Source organism: Microbacterium sp. AR7-10, from assembly GCF_001878835.1.
GTDB lineage: Bacteria > Actinomycetota > Actinomycetes > Actinomycetales > Microbacteriaceae > Microbacterium > Microbacterium commune.
On record NZ_MJIR01000051.1, the window covers coordinates 1 to 17,134 of the forward strand.

The following is a 17,134-nucleotide window of genomic DNA, read 5'->3' on the forward strand; positions in this document are numbered from 1 at the left end:
CGTGAGCCGTCGACCGGCCGGGCTCCCACCCACCTGATCATCACCTCCGGCCCCAAGGCCGGGCTCGAGGTGCCGCTGGGCTCGGCGGACTCGCTGTCGATCGGCCGATCCAGCGAGTCGGGCCTCGTGATCCGCGACGACTACACCTCCAGCCACCATGCGCGACTGTCCAAGCGCGGCGACATCTGGACCATCCAGGATCTGGACTCCACCAACGGCACCTATCTCGACGGGCGACGCCTGGGCGACAAGCCCCTCCAGGTCGCGATCGGAACCCCCATCAAGGTGGGCGCCACGACCTTCGAGCTGCGATCCTAAGGTCCCGCATCCAGATGGTCTTCGAGGGCTCGAGCGCAGCGATCTCCCACACCGGGAAGGTCCGCTCCAACAATCAGGACTCCGGATACTCCGGTGCGAACCTGTTCGTCGTCGCCGACGGCATGGGCGGTCACGCCGGCGGAGACGTCGCCTCGACCCTCGCCATCGCGCGCATGGAGGCTCTCGACCACGCCTACGCCTCCACCGACGACGCGCAGGCCGAGCTGCAGGCGGCGGCCACGACCGCTGCCGGCGACCTGGTGCAGGCGTCGAAGGAGCGTCCGGAGCTCGCAGGCCTCGGCACCACGCTCTGCGCCGTCGTGATGGTCGACGACCACGCGGTCATCGGCCACATCGGCGACTCGCGCATCTATCTGTACCGCGATGACGCGCTCACCCAGATCACCACCGACCACACGTTCGTGCAGCGCCTGGTCGACTCGGGCCGCATCACGCTCGAAGAGGCCCGCTACCACCCCCGCCGCTCGGTGCTCATGCGCGTGCTCAGCGACATGGACATCGCTCCTGACCTCGACATGTTCGTCATGCCGACGCGGCCCGGCGATCGCTGGCTGCTGTGCTCGGACGGACTGTCCGGCGTCGTCGACGACGAGCACATCGCGAAGGCGATGCGCCTCGGCCTCGCGCCGGGTCGCACGGCCGACAATCTGCTGAAGCAGGCCCTCGACGGCGGCGCGCCCGACAACGTCACGATCGTGCTCGTCGACGTCGGCGGGGCGCATCCCCTCTCCTCCGGCACCCCGACCATCGTCGGCGCCGCGTCCAACCCGTCGGAGCTGCCGGTGCCGGCGCCGCGACCCTCGCTCACCGGGTGGCTGCATCCCGTGCTGCAGGCCGCGAACGAGCCCAGCCACTTCGAACCGGACTCCGACGACTTCTTCGAGGAGATCATCGAGGAGGATCGGCGTCGTGCCCGCCGGCGACGCTTCGCCTGGCTGTTCGCGCTGTTCCTCGCCGTCCTCGCCCTGGTCGGCGCCGGATTCCTCGCGTACAACTGGACGCAGACCCGCTACTTCGTCGGGGCGGACGACGACAGCGTCGTCATCTACCGCGGCGTGCAGCAGAGCATCGGCCCCCTCTCCCTGTCGACAGAGGTCAAGGACACCGGCATCCTGCTCGCCGATCTGCAGTCGTACCAGCGCTCGTCGGTCGAGCGGACGATCAACGCCCGCTCGCTCGCCGACGCGGAGGCGATCACCGATCGCCTCGCGAAGATGGTGCTGCCCGTCGAGCCGCCGCTGCCCCAGCCCTCACCCACCGCGACCACGGAGGTGCCGACGCCATGACCGCCGTCTCGGCCGACACCAGCGTGCTGAAGGCGCTGAAGAAGATCCGGATGCCGCAGAAGCAGCGCAACCGGGAGTTCTGGCTGCTGCTGTTCGCGCTGCTCATCTCCGGGGCGGCGCTGACCCTCGTGCAGCTGGGCGCCCAGCAGGCCATCAACCCCACGATCCTGCTCTTCGCCGGAGGTCTCGGCGTGCTGGTCTTCGCGCTGCACGTGGTGCTGCGCATCGTGGCATCCGACGCCGACCCCTTCGTGCTGCCCATCGCGACGGTGCTCACGGGTCTCGGCATCGCCATGATCCACCGCATCGACATCGCGACGAAGCTCACCGGGTGGGACGCGTTCTCGAGCAAGCAGCTCGCATGGACGGCGCTCTCCCTCGCCGGCGCGATCGCGATCGTGATCGCGCTGCGCAACTACCGCGTGCTCTACCGGTTCACCTATGTCTCGGGCCTCGCCGGCATCGTGCTGCTGATCCTGCCGTTCATTCCCGGGCTGCGCGCGCGCGGCGTGAACGCAGACGTGTGGGTGTCGCTCGGCGGTGTCGTGTCGTTCCAGCCCGGCGAGCTGGCCAAGATCTGCCTGGCGATCTTCTTCGCCGGCTACCTGGTGCGCACGCGGGAGAGCCTCAGCTCGGTGGGCCGACGGGTTCTCGGGATCACGTGGCCCCGCATGCGCGAACTGGGCCCGGTGCTCGTGGTCTGGCTGCTGTCGCTGCTGATCATCGTGACGCAGCGCGACCTCGGCACCGGTGTGCTGATCTTCGGCATGTTCATCGCGATGCTCTACGTCGCCACGGGGAAGACGAGCTGGGTGCTCATCGGTCTTGCCGGCGTCGCGGTCGGAGTCTTCCTCGCGACCCGTGTGCTCGCCTACGTGCAGGGACGCTTCAGGAACTGGCTCGACGCGTTCAACCCCGATGTGATCTCCCGCGACGGCGGCAGCTATCAGCTGGTCGAGGGCATCTTCGGCCTGGCGCACGGCGGTCTGATCGGCACGGGGTGGGGCCAGGGCCGCCCGCAGATCACCCCGCTCGCGCACAGCGACTACATCATTCCGAGCCTCGGTGAGGAGCTGGGCATCGTCGGGCTGTTCGCGATCCTCTGCCTGTACATGGTGTTCGTGAGTCGCGGTCTGCGCATCGGGATGGCCGGGCAGGACGACTTCGGCAAGCTGCTCGCCGCCGGGCTGTCGTTCACGATCGCGCTGCAGGTGTTCATCATGGTCGGCGGAGTCACCCGGGTGATCCCGCTCACCGGTCTGACCACGCCGTTCCTCGCCGCCGGCGGCTCGTCGCTCGTGGCCAACTGGCTGATCGTCGCGCTGCTGTTGCGCATCAGCGATGCGGTGCGCCGCCAGCCCAGGGTGGTGATCGGCTGATGACCAAAGAGCTGCGCCGACTGAGTTTCGTCATCCTCGCGATGTTCCTGTCGCTGTTCGCTGCGACGAGCTGGATCCAGGTGGTCGACGCCGACAGCCTGGCGCAGAACCCCGCGAACACGCGCACGCGCCTGGACAGCTACCAGATCCAGCGCGGGTCGATCATCGTCGACGGCACCGCCATCGCGACATCCGTGCCGGCCGACGATCGGTACCAGTACCAGCGGATGTACAGCGACCCCGCGCTGTGGGCGCCGATCACCGGCTACTACAACCCCGTGCTCGATTCGCGCACCGGCATCGAAGGCGCCCTCAACTCCGATCTCTCCGGCACCGGGTCGAACGCGTTCTTCGGCGAGATCGAGCGCATCCTCTCCGGTCAGCCGCAGCAGGGTCTCAGCGTCCAGCTGACCATGGATCCGCAGGCGCAGCGCGCGGCGTATGACGCCATGCAGGGCCTGAAGGGCGCCGTCGTCGCCATCGAACCGGCGACGGGCCGCGTGCTCGCCATGGTCTCGACCCCCGGTTTCGACACGAACGCCCTCGCCGCGCACGACCCCGCGGTCGTCGAGGCCGAGTACGACCGTCTGGCGGCCGATCCCGACAAGCCGCTGTACAACCGCGCCATCGGGGGCAACCTGAATCCGCCAGGGTCGACATTCAAGGTCGTCGTCGCCGCCGCGGCGCTGGCATCCGGCGAGTGGACCCTCGACTCGACCTTCCCGAACCCGGCCCGCTACACACTGCCCGGCACGAGCACGACCGTGTCGAACGCGTGGGGCGGCGCCTGCGGCGACGGCGAGACCACGACGCTGGCGCAGGCGCTGAAGCTCAGCTGCAACATCCCGATGGCCGAGCTCGCCGTCGAGCTCGGCGACAAGCGCATCCGCGAGATGGCCGAGAAGTTCGGCTTCAACACCGACCTCGAGATCCCCCTCGCCGTCACGCCCTCGAGCTACCCGTCCGGGCTCAGCGACGACGCGACCGCCCTCACCGGGTTCGGCCAGGGCAAGGTCACCGCGACACCGCTCACGATCGCGATGGTCGCCGCCGGACTGGCCAATGACGGCACGGTGATGAAGCCGCGGATGGTGGATGCCGTGATCGGCGACGACTTCGCCGTGCACACGCAGTTCGACGACGAGGTCCTGGCCGAGGCACTCGACCCCGAGGCGGCCGATGCCCTGACCGCTGTGCTGGTCGAGGGCGTCGCGTCGGGAGCGGCGACGGGTGCAAGAATAGACGGCGTCGATGTCGCCGGAAAGACGGGCACGGCGGAGAACGGCGGCAAGCCGTACACGCTGTGGTTCACAGGTTTCGCGCCTGCGGAGGATCCGCAGGTCGCGGTGGCAGTCGTCGTCGAAGACGGCGGTGGAAGAGGCACATCGGGCAGCGGCAACGCGATCGCCGCTCCGATTGCGAAGAAGGTCATAGAGGCGGTGCTGGGCAGATGAGGCCGACGCAGGGTGTGTCTTTCGGAGGACGCTACGAGCTGTTGTCGCGGATTGCGATCGGCGGCATGGGCGAGGTGTGGGAGGCGACCGACCACGTGATCGGTCGCACCGTCGCCATCAAGATCCTCAAGGACGAGTACATGGGCGATCCGGGCTTCCTCGAGCGCTTCCGCGCCGAGGCTCGCCACGCCGCGCTCGTCAACCACGAGGGCATCGCCAGCGTGTTCGACTACGGCGAGGAGAACGGCTCCGCCTTCCTCGTCATGGAACTCGTGCCAGGCGAGGCGCTGTCGACGATCCTCGAACGCGACGGAGCGCTGAGCCCCGACAAGACGCTCGACATCGTCGCGCAGACCGCGTCGGCGCTGCAGGCCGCGCACGCGGCCGGTCTCGTGCACCGCGACATCAAGCCGGGCAACCTGCTGATCACGCCCGATGGGCGCGTGAAGATCACCGACTTCGGCATCGCCCGCATCGCCGACCAGGTGCCGCTGACCGCCACCGGACAGGTGATGGGCACCGTGCAGTACCTGTCGCCCGAGCAGGCCTCCGGGCATGCGGCGTCGCCCGCGACCGACGTGTACTCGCTCGGCATCGTCGCGTACGAGAGCCTCGCGGGCAAGCGGCCGTTCACCGGAGAATCGCAGGTGGCCATCGCGATGGCGCAGATCAACGAGCAGCCTCCGCCGCTGCCCGATTCGGTGCCGGCGCCCGTGCGCAACCTCGTCATGGCGATGATCGCGAAGAAGCCGGCCGATCGGCCGTCGTCGGCGGCGACGGTCTCGCGCGCCGCGCAGGCCCTGCGCCGCGGCGACCTGAACTCGGCCGCGATCGCCGTGCCCGCCATCGCGGGTGCGGGTGTGGCGGATGCCGATGATGCGACGCGCATCCTCACCGGGATGGGCGGCGAGGAGGCCACGCGCATCCTGCCGACGACCGCCCAGCTTCCCTCCGGAGCAGCCGTCGCCGCGACGACCACCGAGCCGGAGGAGCCGAAGAAGCGCAAGCGCAGCCCGTGGACGTGGCCGCTCATCGCCCTGATCGCGCTGCTCGTGCTCGTGCTCGGCGGCACGCTGATCGCCATGCTCAGCAATCAGGATGAGGCCAAGCCCGCGGCGTCGACGTCGAGCCCGGCGTCGCCCAAGCCGAAGCCGAGCTCGGCCACGCCGAGCGCACCCGAGAAGGCACTCGTCAACGTCGGCGACCTCGATCTCGTCGAGCGGCCGTGCGAGGACGCGAAGCAGACCCTCATCGAGGCGGGTCTCGACGGCGACTGCGTCGAAGGCAACACCGCCGCCCCCTCCTCCGACCGCGAGGGCTGGGTGCAGAGCGTCAGCCCCTCGGGCAACGTCGAAGAGGGCACCGTGATCACGCTCACGACCTACAAGGCCGCGGTCAGCATTCCCGAGCCCGGCTCGGCGCCGAGCCTCAGCGACACCCCGACCACGGGCGCCACGGTCACCCTGAACTGGACGAACTTCGAATGCCCGTCCGGTGTGCCGGCCCTCTCGGCGTACGAGGTCAAGCTGACCAACGCGACCTTCGATGACGGCAGCGCGGATCGCACGTTCAGCCGCGGTCAGCTCAGCGCGCCGATCATCATCACGGGCACTCCCGGTGCCACGGTGACGGCCAGCTACGTCGCGTTCTGCGGAAACGACATGCCGTCCCCGCGTTCGCCGCAGATGGAGAAGCAGATCGAGGCCCCCGCCACCCCGACCCCGCCCGCCGACGGGGGCACCGGTGAGGGCGCCGGTGACACCGGGGGCACAGCCCCCACCCAGTAATCTGGAAGAGGTCGTCCGAGAGGTCTGAGGGGAGTCGTCTGTGTCGCCAGAGCCGCGCATCATCGCCGGTCGCTACCGCGTCGATGAGGTCATCGGTCATGGCGGCATGGCCAGAGTGCACCGCGGCTACGATCTGACGCTCGGACGTGAGGTCGCGATCAAGATCCTCGACCCGGAACTCGCGCGCGACACCGCGTTCCGCACCCGCTTCCGTCTCGAAGCGCAGGCGGCATCGCGCATGTCGCACCCCTCGATCGTGCGTGTCTACGACGCCGGTGACCCGTCGACGGCGTCGCGGACGCAGCAGCCGGGCGACGCGGCGGAGCAGACCGAGCCGTACATCGTGATGGAGCTGGTGCAGGGCACCCTGCTCAAGGACATCATCGCGAAGGGTCCGCTTCCAGTCGCCGACGCGATCCGCTACGAGGACGGCATCCTCGAGGCGCTCGAGTACTCGCATCGCGCCGGCGTCGTGCATCGCGACATCAAGCCGGGCAACGTGATGATCACCGACAAGGGCACCGTGAAGGTGATGGACTTCGGCATCGCCCGCGCCGTGTCCGACTCGTCGTCGACCGTCGCCGAGACGACGCAGATCCTCGGCACCGCCGCGTACTTCTCCCCCGAGCAGGCCAAGGGCGAGGCGGTCGATGCGCGCACCGACCTCTACTCGGCCGGAGTCGTGCTGTACGAGATGCTCACGGGTCGCCAGCCGTTCCGCGGCGACTCCCCCGTCGCCGTCGCCTACCAGCACGTCAGCGAGACGCCGCTGCCCCCGACAGAGGTCAATGAGCAGCTGCCGCGGTCGATGGATGCCATCGTGCTGCGCGCCCTCGCGAAAGACCCCTACCAGCGATTCCCCGACGCCGGATCGTTCCGCCTCGCTCTGAAAGCGGTCGCCGACGGCCATGCGCCGAGCAAGAGGGACATCGGAGCCCTCACCAGCGAGCTCTACGGCTCCAACCCGCGGCAGGCGCAGGAGACCGCGCGGTCGCTGCGTCAGCTGAGCACGGACACGACGATGACCCGCACGCAGTCCGGCCCGCCGGTGGCCTGGATCTGGGCGGGCGTGGCCCTGCTGGCGGTGCTGCTGATCTCGGTGCTCATCTGGGTGGTCACCCTGGCCATGCAGCCGAAGGATGTGCCCACGTCGTCGGTGACCGTGCCGAACCTCGTCAACCTCACAGCCGACGATGCCGAGGACGCCCTGCAGGAGAGAGGGCTGATCCCCGACATGCGGGAGGAGGCGAGCGTCGACTTCGACGAAGGACGCGTCATCCGCTCAGCGCCGACGACCGGCGCGAAGCTGACCGCCGGCACCTCGGTGATCGTGTACGTCTCGACCGGCGCCGACACGGTCGAGATGCCCACGGTGGAGGGGCTGTCGCAGGATGCCGCGAAGCAGGTTCTGGGTGCGGCGCGGCTCGAACTCGGCACCGTGCGGCCCCAGAACGACAAGGACGCTCAGGCGGGAACAGTGCTCAGCGCGAGCGAGGCGGCCGGATCTCAGGTCGCCCCGGGGACGGTCGTCGACCTCGTCATCGCGAACGGCAACGTCACGCTCGAGGACATGACCGGCTTCTCGATGGATGCCGCGAAAGGGCAGCTCGAGAAGCTCGGCCTCGAGGCGGAGCCCGTCGAGCTCGGACCGTGCGCCGAGGGACAGACGCCGAATGTCGTCGCCTCGATGTCGAAGTCGCCGGGCGAGGTGCCCATCCACTCCACCGTCGAGCTGCGCTACTGCGTGCCTCCGACCGGCTGACACCCCACCCCCTCCGCGCGCACGGACGCGAGCCAGTTGCCGAGCAGACGGTGCCCGTGCTCGGTGAGCACGCTCTCGGGGTGGAACTGCACTCCGACGATCGGCAGGGCGTCATGCTCGACCGCCATGATCGTGCCGTGCTCGGCTCGCGCGCTGACACGCAGCATCGGCGGCAGCGACGCATCGTCGAGGGCGAGCGAGTGGTAGCGTCCCGCCGCGAACGGCGAGGGGATGCCGTCGAACAGCGAAGATGCGTCGTGGCTCACCTGCGAGACCATGCCGTGCATCAGCTCCGGCGCCACGCCGACCGCGCCGCCGAAGGCCTCGCCGATCGTCTGGTGGCCGAGGCAGACGCCGAGCAGCGGCATCCCGATCTCTGCCGCCAGGCGCACGACCTCGATCGACGCACCGGCATCCGCGGGCGAACCGGGTCCGGGAGAGATCATCACGGCGTCGAAACCGAGCAGGAGCTCGCGCCAGTGGTGGCGCACCTCGGCATCCGGAGCGGGTCCGGCGGCATCCGCCTCCACCATCACCACCTCCGCGCCCAGCTCGCGGAGGTAGCCGATCAGGGTGTGCACGAAGCTGTCGTGGTTGTCGACCACGAGCACCCGTGCTGTCACTGCAGGTCCACCTCGCCGGGCGTGATCAGCGGACTGATCCAGGGGAAGACGTGGAAGAACAGCGCGTAGAGCACGGCCGCCACCAGCAGCAGCAGGATGAACAGGCGCACCCACCACGGTCCGGGCAGCAGGTGCCACAGGGCTGCGTACATCAGCGGACTCCTTCGGCGGACGGACTGGCCTCATCGACCGACGCGAGCGACGCGGGCGGCCCCTCCGCGCGCGGCTGGAAGCTCTCGAATACCCCGTACGCGACGATGCGCTCCGCGAGCGAGTACAGCGGAGAGCAGGCCGTGAGGGTGATGAACCGATCAGACGGGGCGACCTGCGGCATCTGCGGCACGTCGAGCAGCACATCCCCCGCGGACGGCTTCACGTACTGCAGATTGCGGAACCGGTACGTGTACCAGCCGACTTCGGTCTCGACGACGATCGCGTCGTCGAGACGCAGCTTGTCGATGCGGTTGAACGGCTTGCCCCAGGTCGTGCGGTGGCCGGCGAGCGAGAAGTTGCCCACCTCTCCCGGCATCTTCGACTGCTCGTAGAGACCGATGCCGATCCTGTCGAGGGTCCGCTCGCGTGAGGTCCCGCCGGCGATGTGCACGTTGTAGTCGTCGCCGAACCTCGGGATGCGCATGTTCGCGAACACCTCGGCGTCGGCCGGATGCGGGAGCACGGGCGGCTCGTAGACCTTCTGGTCGCCCTGCTCGAGCACGGGCGGAGGTGCGGGGGGCGATGCCTCGGCCCACTGGGCCGAGAGCTCGGCGCCTCTGACATTGTTCTCGGCGCCGATGATGAGGTCGCCGATCCACATCTGCCAGGAGACGAACAGCAGCACGAGCACGCCGGCGGTGAGCAGCAGTTCGCCGAGCACGCTGGCGAAGGTCGCGCGGGAGCGCCTGCGCGCCGGCTTCGAACCCCGCAGCGAGGCCCGGGACGACGCGACCGCATGCATAGGGGGAAGTCTATTCGCCCGGCTACAATGATGCTCATGGCACGTGACCGCAACCCCGAAGAGCCCGCCGTCGAGCGTCCCGAGGGCGATGCCGCTCCGAACGCCGTGTGGTTCAAGCCCGTCATGGTCGGCTTCATGCTGCTGGGTCTGGCGTGGATCCTCGTCTACTACATCTCCGGCTCCCGCTTCCCCATCCCGGGTCTGGACTCGTGGAACCTCGGCATCGGCTTGGGCATCGCGCTCATCGGCTTCCTGATGACGACCCGCTGGCGCTGACCTCCGCGCCGCTCCCGCTCGTCGACACGCCCTCTCACCGTCCGGTGAGGGGGCGTCTCGCTTTCCCCAGAGGGTTGTTAACAACCCTCTCCACCTGTGAATAACACCGGTGTAATTCTCCCCAGGTGTGGACAACTCTGTGGATAACCCGGGGACTTCATGTGCAGAGCCCTGTGGACAGGGTGTGCAGAGAGTGTGCAGAACTCGCGTCGGGCCGGAGCCGCAGCGTCAGAACAGGCTGCGCAGCACGATCGGCGTCACCAGGAACGCGATCGCCAGAAGAACGACCGTGAGCGCGACGAGCAGCAGGATCTGAGCCGTGCGCTGCGAGCGCTTCCGGGTGCGGGCGAAGATCAGACCCACCAGCGCCCCGACAGCCGCCCCGCCGATGTGCGCCTGCCATGCGATGTTCAGAGTCTGGATGAACCCGATCGCGAGGTTGATGGCGAGGATCACCAGGATTCCGCGGATGTTCGCGCCGATGTGCCGCCCGATCACGAGGAGCGCGCCCATCAGCGCGAAGATGCCGCCGGAGGCGCCCACCGTGGCGACGACAGGGTCGAGCACAGCCATCGCCACCGAGCCGCCGAGTCCGCCGATGAGATAGAGGGCGACGAACCTCCCTCGCCCCAGCAGGGGCTCGAGACTGCGACCGATCATCCACAGCGCCAGCATGTTCAGCAGGAAGTGCGTGATGCCGGAGTGCACGAGCATCGACGTCAGCATCCGCCACGGCTGGAAGGAGAAGTCGCCGCCGAACATGTCGGGCAAGAGGAACGGCGTCGCGAACAGCAGGGTGCGATCGACGATCGGCCCGAGCAGCAGCTGCAGCAGGCCCACGACCGAGGTGACGGCGATGATCGCGTAGGTCGCGATCGGCTGCGATGAGCCGCTCGTGGTGCGCCAGGCGCGGTGGGCGCGGCGCTGCGCGGGAGTCTGCGCCTTGCGGTCGGCCTTCATGCACTCCGGGCAGATGACGCCGACGGGCGCCTGGGTCTGGCAGTCGGCGCAGACGGTGCGCGTGCAGCGCTGGCAGAGCACGAAGCTCTGCCGATCCGGATGCCGGTAGCAGAAGTTCTCGCGGTTGCGCGTGAAATCAGGAGAGGTCATCCGGATCGGCTCGAGCGGTCGTGTGTCAGTTGGCGACGATGTCGACCGAGTGCAGCACGACGTCCTCGACGGGACGATCCTGCGCGCCGGTGCGCACCGCGGCGATCTCGTCGACGACAGCCTTGGACGCATCATCGGCGACGACGCCGAAGATCGTGTGCTTGCCCTGCAGCCACGGGGTCGGGTCGGTCGTGATGAAGAACTGCGAGCCGTTGGTGCCCTCGGCCTGGCCGGTGATGGCGTTGCGGCGCAGACCGGCGTTGGCCATGGCGAGCACGTACGGGTCGTTGAAGTTCAGCTCAGGGTGGATCTCGTCGTTGAAGTTGTAGCCGGGTCCGCCGATGCCCTGACCGAGCGGGTCGCCGCCCTGGATCATGAAGTTGGGGATGATGCGGTGGAAGATGACGTCCTTGTAGAGCGGGCCCTCGCCCGGCTTGCCGGTGGCGGGGTGCGTCCACGCCTTCGATCCGTCGGCGAGGCCGACGAAGTTGGCGACCGTGTTCGGAGCGTGGTCTCCGAACAGGTTGATGACGATGTCACCGTGGTTGGTGTGCATGGTTGCGACGTGAGATGCGTGAGGCATGGTTCCATTGTCGCAGAGCAGTCCTGTGCGGGTGCGGCGTATTGTCTCGTTTCCGGGCCCCGACCGCCAGACTCTGCTCGTATTCAGCGTGTTGTGGTTGGATGATCAGCGGAACGGACATCGACCGACCGACGGGAGAGCAACGTGAATCTCAGCCGCAAGCGCAAGAAGGAACTGCGTCGACTTCAGCAGGAGGCCGGACGACTCTGGGAGTCGCAGCAGGTGCTCGTCGGCCACGCTGCCGACGTCGCCCGTGAGGCCGGACGTCAGCTCGGCAACTTCAATCGCGAGCAGGTCATGCCGTCCGTGCACGACTCGTACGAGCGCCACCTCGCCCCGGCCGTCGATCGCAGCGTGAAGTTCGGCAAGCACGTCGTCGATGAGCGGGTCGTTCCCGTCGTAGGTGGCGTCGTCGGAACCGCCCTGTCGGCCTGGGATGTCGCGAACAAGAAGCGACACGACCTCGGATGGGGTCCGCGCCACGTCGCACCGGCCAAGAAGAGCATGGGCTTCGGCTCGGTCGTCGCGATCGTGCTCGGTGTGGCCGCCGCCGTCGGCGTCGTCGCCGCCGCATGGCAGGCCCTGCGTGCAGACGACGAGCTGTGGGTCGCCGACGACCCGCTGTCGCCGCCCAACGCGTGACTGAAGCCGACCCGCATCAGCGGGTGCGTGCTGCTGCGGCCGCACGCGGACTCGACATCGAGATCCGCGAGCGGCCGCAGGCGCACAGTCTGACGGAGGCAGCCGCTCTGCTCGGTCTGCAGCCGTCCGACATCGTGAAGACCCTCGTCGTGAAGACGTCGTCACGACGACCCGCTGACGTCAGCTCCGTACAGGCCACCGGCTCAGGGACCGAGCCTTCGTACCTCTTCGCCCTGGTGCCCGGTGGGCGTTCCATCTCGTGGCCGAAGCTGCGCGCGATCGTCGGCGTGAACAGGCTGCGTCTGCCCGAGCCCGAGCTGGCGCTGGCCGCCACCGGCTACGAGCGCGGCACGATCGTGCCGATCGGCAGCACCACCGACTGGCCGGTGTACGCGGACGAGAGCATCGTCGGACGCCGCATCGCGATGGGTGCCGGTGTGCACGGCCACAGCCTCTTCGTCGAGGCCGACGACCTGATCCGTGCCTACGGCGCGACGGTCGCCGACATCTCCCAGCCTGAAGCGGTCCGCGACTAGCGCCGCTCACTCCGGCAGCAGGCCCGCCATCCGCAGCCCGATGTCGACGAGCTTCACGCGCTGCAGCGCGGCGGCCTCGTCGAGCGTGAACCAGGCGGCCATGTCGGTCGATCCGTTCCTCTCGAACCGCAGCTCACCGCCGGTGACCTCTGCCCGGTAGACGATCCGCAGAGTGTGCAGCGGCACCTTCCTCTCGTCGCGGCGCACGCGGCGCGATGCCGGGATCACCCGGGAGTGGATGCCGAGCAGCCCCGTGGTCTCGATCCGGAAGCCCGTCTCCTCACGGAGCTCGCGACGCACGGCCGTCTCGGGATCCTCTCCCTCTTCCAGCCCGCCGCCGGGAAGTGTCCACGCCACCCGACGCCCTTCGATCCACCGGGCCAGCAGCACCCGGCCTTCGTCGTCGGTGACGATCCCGTAGGCGGCGACGCGCAGGTCCATGCACTCACAGTAGTCGCGGCGCCGGCGCCGGCGGGACAGGTGGTCCCGACCGGCTGGATGACCCCCTCGGCGAGGAGGATGTCACCGCTCAGTGCTCCTGCAGAGTCTCCTTGGCCGAACGGCCGTAGGTCTGCCGGTACAGCGCGCTGAACCGCGAGCTGTTGGCGAACCCCCAGCGCCGCGCGATGCGGGTGACCGACTCGTCGGCGCCGCCGTTGCGCAGATCACGGTGCGCGCCGTCGAGTCGCACCCGACGCAGGTACTCGGTCGGGGTCATGTCGATGCCACGGCGGAAGGCGTACTGCAGTCCGCGAGTCGACATGTGCACGGCCTCCGCGACCTCGTCCACCGTGATCGGCAGGTGGGCGTTCTCATCGATGTAGGTCAGAGCTCGGCGCACGGTCGCCGCGCTCTCACCGCCACCATCACGGGTGATCGCCGAGGAGAAGGTCGAGGGGAAGCAGCCGAGGATCGTCGTGAGCGCGTGTCGAGCGAGACCCGCCTCGATCAGCTCATCACCCGCGTCGTCGAGCGACAGCGCCGAGGTGAGGAGGTAGTCGAACGCACGGACCCACTGGCGCGCCGCCAGGTCGGAGCGGGGATGCACCGACGTCAGCCGCAGCGACAGAAGCTCATCCCCGGTGATCCGACGTGCGAGCTCCTGAGCGCGGGCACGATCGAAGAGGAGGGCCGACACCTCTGCCGTGCCGTTCCATTCCGCTTCGACCAGCGCGCTGTCGGTCGCCCACGGGGCACCGGCGTCGATGATCGATCGACGGGTGCGCAGCACACCGTCGGCGGCGACCAGCCGGCATGCGAAGAGCTGGTCCTCGGGCTGCACGCGGGAGTGCACCTCCGCGGTGAGCGAGTACCGCACGATCGCGAGGTCGCCCAGTGTCGCCGACCGCCACCGGAAGGCGAAGTCCGCCGGGTCGATGCGCAGCAGCGACGCGGACGGCACGAATGTCTTCCAGATCTCCTCCACGTCGGCGACGTCGTCGGAATCCATCCGCAGAATCTCCGCCACAGAATCCTCCTGTGCGTGCCGTCGTCGCTCAGTCGCGGAGAGCGACGAGCGCTCTCTCGAGACGGGCGACCGCCCTATCCACGTCGTCGAGCTTGTCGAGGCCGAACAGCCCGACCCGGAAGGTGGAGAAGCCGTCCGGCTCGTCGCAGTGCAGCGGCACGCCGGCGGCGACCTGCACGCCGTGATCCTTGAATGCGGCGGCACTGCGCAGATCGGGTTCGGTGGTGTGCACCACGACCACGCTCGGAGAGGCGAAGCCGGATGCGGCGACTGACCGCAGCCCGTGCTCCGCCAGAAGCGCACGAACACGCGTGCCCAACTCGATCTGTGCGCGGCGCAGCGCGTCGAAGCCGCGCTCACGGGTCTCGATCATCTGCTGCAGGTTGCGTGCGATGGTGTCGGTGGGCATGGTCGAGTGGTAGCCGGCCGAGCCGTCCCGATAGCCGTCGGAGATGCTCAGCCAGCGGTTCAGGTCGAGCGCGAAGCTCGTCGCGGTGCCCGCTACCACGGCATCCCGACCCGTGCCGCTGAGCATCACGTACCCGACTCCGGGAGAACCGCTCCAGCCCTTCTGCGGAGCAGAGAGAAGCACGTCGACGCCGAGATCGCTCATGTCGACCCACATCGCGCCGGAGGCGATGCAGTCGAGCACGAGCACCCCGCCCACCTCGTGCGTGGCGTCGGCGAGCGCGCGCACGTAGTCGTCGGTCAGGATGATCCCGGCTGCCGTCTCGACGTGCGGGGCGAAGACGACCTCCGGGCGCTTGGCGCGGATGGCGGCGACCACCTCGTCGATCGGCGCGGGGCTCCACGCGGCCTGCACGTCGTCGCCGTCGGGGCGGGCCAGGCAGACGGTGACATCGGACGCGATGCCGCCCATCTCGAGGATCTGCGACCAGCGGTACGAGAAGAGGCCGTTGCGCACGATGAGGGCGCGTCTGCCCGTGGCCAGATGCCTGGCGACGGATTCCATCGCGAAGCTGCCACCGCCGTTGACGAGTGCGACGCTGTCGGCGCCGTATGCCTCGCAGAGGATGTCGATGGTCTGCTGCATGATCCCGACGAACCGTTTCGACATGTGATTGAGTGACCGGTCGGTGAACACCACCGAGTACTCGAGCAGTCCGTCCGGATCGATGTCAGCGTGCGGCAGAGTCATGGGTCCAGCCTGGCATTGTCTGCTGGGGGAGAGCCAGGACTTCCGTGAAGCGGAAGAAAGCCCCGACGACGTCGGGGCTTTCGATCTGTGGAGCCTAGGAGATTCGAACTCCTGACATCTTGCTTGCAAAGCAAGCGCTCTACCAACTGAGCTAAGGCCCCTCACCGGTGCGAGCACCGCCGTCAATCATACATGCCGTCGGGGCGGGCGCCGTAATCGTCGGGCGCGCCCGCAGCGTCCGCGCGTGTCGGAGGAGACAGCGGGTCGGGGTCAAGTCCCTCGCGTTCGCCGCCGACGAGGCGGATGGTGGCGACATGGATCCGCACAGAACAGACGACGGCCACCACGTCATCATCGACGGGAGACGGTGGCGGGCGACGGACCCCGCGATCCCCGAGTCCTTCCGTCAGGAGCTGGTCGAGGAGCTCATGTCCGCTCGGCGCGCCGTGAAGACGGGGGAGAGCGACGCTCGGCGGCGCGTGCACGACGCGAAGACCGCGCTCGGTGAGAGGGGGGCGCCATGGTGGGACGAGCGATCCGGAGCCGACTTCGACGAGCGGATCGCCGCGGCCGTGCGCGCGCTCGTGCGCAAGCGGCAGGGGTCCTCGATCTGCCCGAGTGATGTCGCTCGCACGGTCGGTGCGCACTCGTGGCGATCGATCATGGATGACGTGCGGCGCGTCACCGCTCGGCTCGCGGACGAAGGGCAAGTCATCGTCACCCAGAAGGGTGAGCCGGTGCGCATCGCCGATACCCGCGGGCCTGTCCGGATCGTGCGCGGCCCTGACCTGTGAACGAACGAAGAAGGCCCCGCCGGAGCGGGGCCTTCTTCGTCGTCTTCGGTGGGGCTACCAGGACTTGAACCTGGGACCTCTTCATTATCAGTGAAGCGCTCTAACCGCCTGAGCTATAGCCCCGTCAACCTCCAAGACTTTACCGGATAATCCTGCGCAAAAGCGAATCGAGACCGGCCAGCGCACCGGCCGGGCGTTTCGACCTCACTCCCCGGTGCCGCCGGGTCGCAGAGTGGCGGACCCGGCCGAGACGCTGCCCGTGATCCGGTGCCTGCTGTCACTGCTCTGATCGAGGCTGCTGTCCAGCGATCCGGCACTCACCTCGCGGCGCAGGTCGTACTCCTGATCGGGCAGGGTGAGATCGAGTGCGCCGGCCGACACCGAGAAGTCGACGCTGTCGGGCACGGTGGTGAGTGCCGATACCACCCGACCCGCGCTGATCCGGTACTGGGCCTGCTCCACGCCCCGCAGCTCCACGTCCGCCCGCCCGGCGTTCAGCTCGATGTCGATGGTGCGAGCATCACCGGTCATCGCGAGCGATCCGGCGTTCACGTCGACCGCGAGATCGGCGAACTCACCCGTGACGTCGAGCTGCCCGGCGTGCAGCGTCAGCTCGGCATCCACGCCCTTCAGATCGAGCGGCAGCACGAGTGTCACCCGCTCGTCGCCGCGCAGCCAGTCCGGACTCCACCAGCCGAACCCGCGATCGGGGCCGCGGACCTCGAGCCGGCCGTCATCGGCTCGCAGGGTCCACCCGCCGGTCGACGCACCCTCGACCCGAAGCTCGGCGTCGTCGACGTCGTCGAACACGATGCGCATGTCCGCCCCGCCCACCTCGACGTCCATCGAGCTCACGCCGCCGACATCCGCGGTCAGCTGCCCCGACTGCGGGCCCATCTGCTGCAAGCCGGTCACGGCTGCGGATGCCGCTGAGCCGAGCAGCACGACTCCGCCGACTGCGGCGATCACCGTGGTGATCGC

At 68.7% G+C, this 17,134-nt stretch carries 19 protein-coding genes and 2 tRNA genes; 10 read left to right on the top strand and 11 right to left on the bottom strand.

Annotated features, from left to right (window positions below; translation table 11 throughout):
• The 6 genes from BFN01_RS06450 to pknB all read left to right on the top strand — a co-directional run.
• Positions 1-318 (top strand): FHA domain-containing protein (locus BFN01_RS06450; protein WP_143187182.1); only part of this gene is annotated, 318 nt, incomplete at its 5' end.
• Positions 319-332: 14 nt separating this feature from the next.
• Positions 333-1,625: a PP2C family serine/threonine-protein phosphatase gene (locus tag BFN01_RS06455; RefSeq protein ID WP_071642791.1), complete on the top strand. Its 1,293-nt coding sequence runs from the start codon at positions 333-335 to the stop codon at positions 1,623-1,625.
• Positions 1,622-3,004 carry an FtsW/RodA/SpoVE family cell cycle protein gene (locus BFN01_RS06460; RefSeq protein ID WP_071642794.1) on the top strand — a complete coding sequence of 461 codons (1,383 nt, stop codon included), beginning with the start codon at positions 1,622-1,624 and terminating at the stop codon, positions 3,002-3,004. The genes BFN01_RS06455 and BFN01_RS06460 overlap by 4 nt, the downstream gene beginning before the upstream one ends.
• The gene (locus BFN01_RS06465) at positions 3,004-4,458 is read left to right on the top strand and encodes a penicillin-binding protein 2 (protein WP_071642796.1); all 1,455 of its coding nucleotides are present in this window, start codon (positions 3,004-3,006) and stop codon (positions 4,456-4,458) included. The genes BFN01_RS06460 and BFN01_RS06465 overlap by 1 nt, the downstream gene beginning before the upstream one ends.
• The gene (locus BFN01_RS06470; RefSeq protein WP_071642798.1) at positions 4,455-6,245 is read left to right on the top strand and encodes a protein kinase; all 1,791 of its coding nucleotides are present in this window, start codon (positions 4,455-4,457) and stop codon (positions 6,243-6,245) included. The genes BFN01_RS06465 and BFN01_RS06470 overlap by 4 nt, the downstream gene beginning before the upstream one ends.
• 40 nt (positions 6,246-6,285) lie before the next feature.
• Complete coding sequence (gene pknB / locus BFN01_RS06475) at positions 6,286-8,007, top strand: Stk1 family PASTA domain-containing Ser/Thr kinase (protein WP_071642800.1); 1,722 nt, start codon at positions 6,286-6,288, stop codon at positions 8,005-8,007.
• Here the strand turns inward: pknB and BFN01_RS06480 are convergent.
• The 3 genes from BFN01_RS06480 to BFN01_RS06485 are packed head-to-tail and all read right to left on the bottom strand — an operon-like array spanning position 7,983 to position 9,585.
• Positions 7,983-8,630 carry an aminodeoxychorismate/anthranilate synthase component II gene (locus tag BFN01_RS06480; RefSeq protein ID WP_071642802.1) on the bottom strand — a complete coding sequence of 216 codons (648 nt, stop codon included), beginning with the start codon at positions 8,628-8,630 and terminating at the stop codon, positions 7,983-7,985. The genes pknB and BFN01_RS06480 overlap by 25 nt on opposite strands.
• A complete protein-coding gene (locus BFN01_RS15455) occupies positions 8,627-8,782 on the bottom strand; it encodes a hypothetical protein (RefSeq protein ID WP_177243819.1) in 156 nt (51 codons plus the stop codon). The genes BFN01_RS06480 and BFN01_RS15455 overlap by 4 nt, the downstream gene beginning before the upstream one ends.
• Positions 8,782-9,585, bottom strand: a complete 804-nt coding sequence (locus tag BFN01_RS06485; RefSeq protein ID WP_071642804.1) for a class E sortase — start codon at positions 9,583-9,585, stop codon at positions 8,782-8,784. Before BFN01_RS06485 ends, BFN01_RS15455 begins: the two co-directional genes overlap by 1 nt.
• 36 nt (positions 9,586-9,621) lie before the next feature.
• Here BFN01_RS06485 and BFN01_RS06490 point away from each other — a divergent pair, with 36 nt between their 5' ends.
• The gene (locus BFN01_RS06490) at positions 9,622-9,861 is read left to right on the top strand and encodes a cell division protein CrgA (protein WP_071642807.1); all 240 of its coding nucleotides are present in this window, start codon (positions 9,622-9,624) and stop codon (positions 9,859-9,861) included.
• A gap of 228 nt (positions 9,862-10,089) precedes the next feature.
• On the opposite strand, the gene BFN01_RS06495 is transcribed toward BFN01_RS06490, so the two are convergent.
• Both BFN01_RS06495 and BFN01_RS06500 read right to left on the bottom strand, forming a co-directional pair.
• On the bottom strand, positions 10,090-10,971 hold the full coding sequence (locus BFN01_RS06495; RefSeq protein ID WP_071642809.1) for a rhomboid family intramembrane serine protease: 882 nt from the start codon (positions 10,969-10,971) through the stop codon (positions 10,090-10,092).
• Positions 10,972-10,996: 25 nt separating this feature from the next.
• Complete coding sequence (locus tag BFN01_RS06500) at positions 10,997-11,554, bottom strand: peptidylprolyl isomerase (protein ID WP_071642811.1); 558 nt, start codon at positions 11,552-11,554, stop codon at positions 10,997-10,999.
• Positions 11,555-11,698: 144 nt separating this feature from the next.
• On the opposite strand from BFN01_RS06500, the gene BFN01_RS06505 reads away from it, so the two are divergent.
• Together BFN01_RS06505 and BFN01_RS06510 are read left to right on the top strand one after the other, a co-directional pair.
• Positions 11,699-12,196, top strand: coding sequence for a DNA helicase (locus BFN01_RS06505; RefSeq protein WP_071642813.1), 498 nt, complete (start codon positions 11,699-11,701; stop codon positions 12,194-12,196).
• A 56-nt stretch (positions 12,197-12,252) separates the two neighbouring features.
• Positions 12,253-12,732 (top strand): aminoacyl-tRNA deacylase, encoded by a 480-nt coding sequence (locus BFN01_RS06510; RefSeq protein WP_071642821.1) that lies wholly within the window; start codon positions 12,253-12,255, stop codon positions 12,730-12,732.
• A gap of 6 nt (positions 12,733-12,738) precedes the next feature.
• On the opposite strand, the gene BFN01_RS06515 is transcribed toward BFN01_RS06510, so the two are convergent.
• The 4 genes from BFN01_RS06515 to BFN01_RS06530 all read right to left on the bottom strand — a co-directional run bounded on the left by BFN01_RS06515 (position 12,739) and on the right by BFN01_RS06530 (position 15,520).
• Positions 12,739-13,173: an NUDIX hydrolase gene (locus BFN01_RS06515; RefSeq protein ID WP_071642815.1), complete on the bottom strand. Its 435-nt coding sequence runs from the start codon at positions 13,171-13,173 to the stop codon at positions 12,739-12,741.
• 88 nt (positions 13,174-13,261) lie between these two features.
• Entirely contained in the window at positions 13,262-14,200 is a 939-nt protein-coding gene (locus BFN01_RS06520) for an AraC family transcriptional regulator (RefSeq protein ID WP_256221053.1), read from the bottom strand.
• Positions 14,201-14,228: 28 nt separating this feature from the next.
• Complete coding sequence (locus tag BFN01_RS06525) at positions 14,229-15,359, bottom strand: aminotransferase class V-fold PLP-dependent enzyme (protein WP_071642817.1); 1,131 nt, start codon at positions 15,357-15,359, stop codon at positions 14,229-14,231.
• A gap of 88 nt (positions 15,360-15,447) precedes the next feature.
• Positions 15,448-15,520: transfer RNA gene (locus tag BFN01_RS06530), tRNA-Ala, on the bottom strand.
• A 153-nt stretch (positions 15,521-15,673) separates the two neighbouring features.
• On the opposite strand from BFN01_RS06530, the gene BFN01_RS06535 reads away from it, so the two are divergent.
• Complete coding sequence (locus BFN01_RS06535) at positions 15,674-16,153, top strand: DUF3253 domain-containing protein (protein ID WP_071642819.1); 480 nt, start codon at positions 15,674-15,676, stop codon at positions 16,151-16,153.
• A 49-nt stretch (positions 16,154-16,202) separates the two neighbouring features.
• Here the strand turns inward: BFN01_RS06535 and BFN01_RS06540 are convergent.
• Positions 16,203-16,276 (bottom strand) — tRNA-Ile (locus tag BFN01_RS06540).
• A gap of 81 nt (positions 16,277-16,357) precedes the next feature.
• On the bottom strand, positions 16,358-17,134 hold a 777-nt coding region (locus BFN01_RS15460), incomplete at its 5' end, for a DUF4097 family beta strand repeat-containing protein (RefSeq protein ID WP_083428675.1).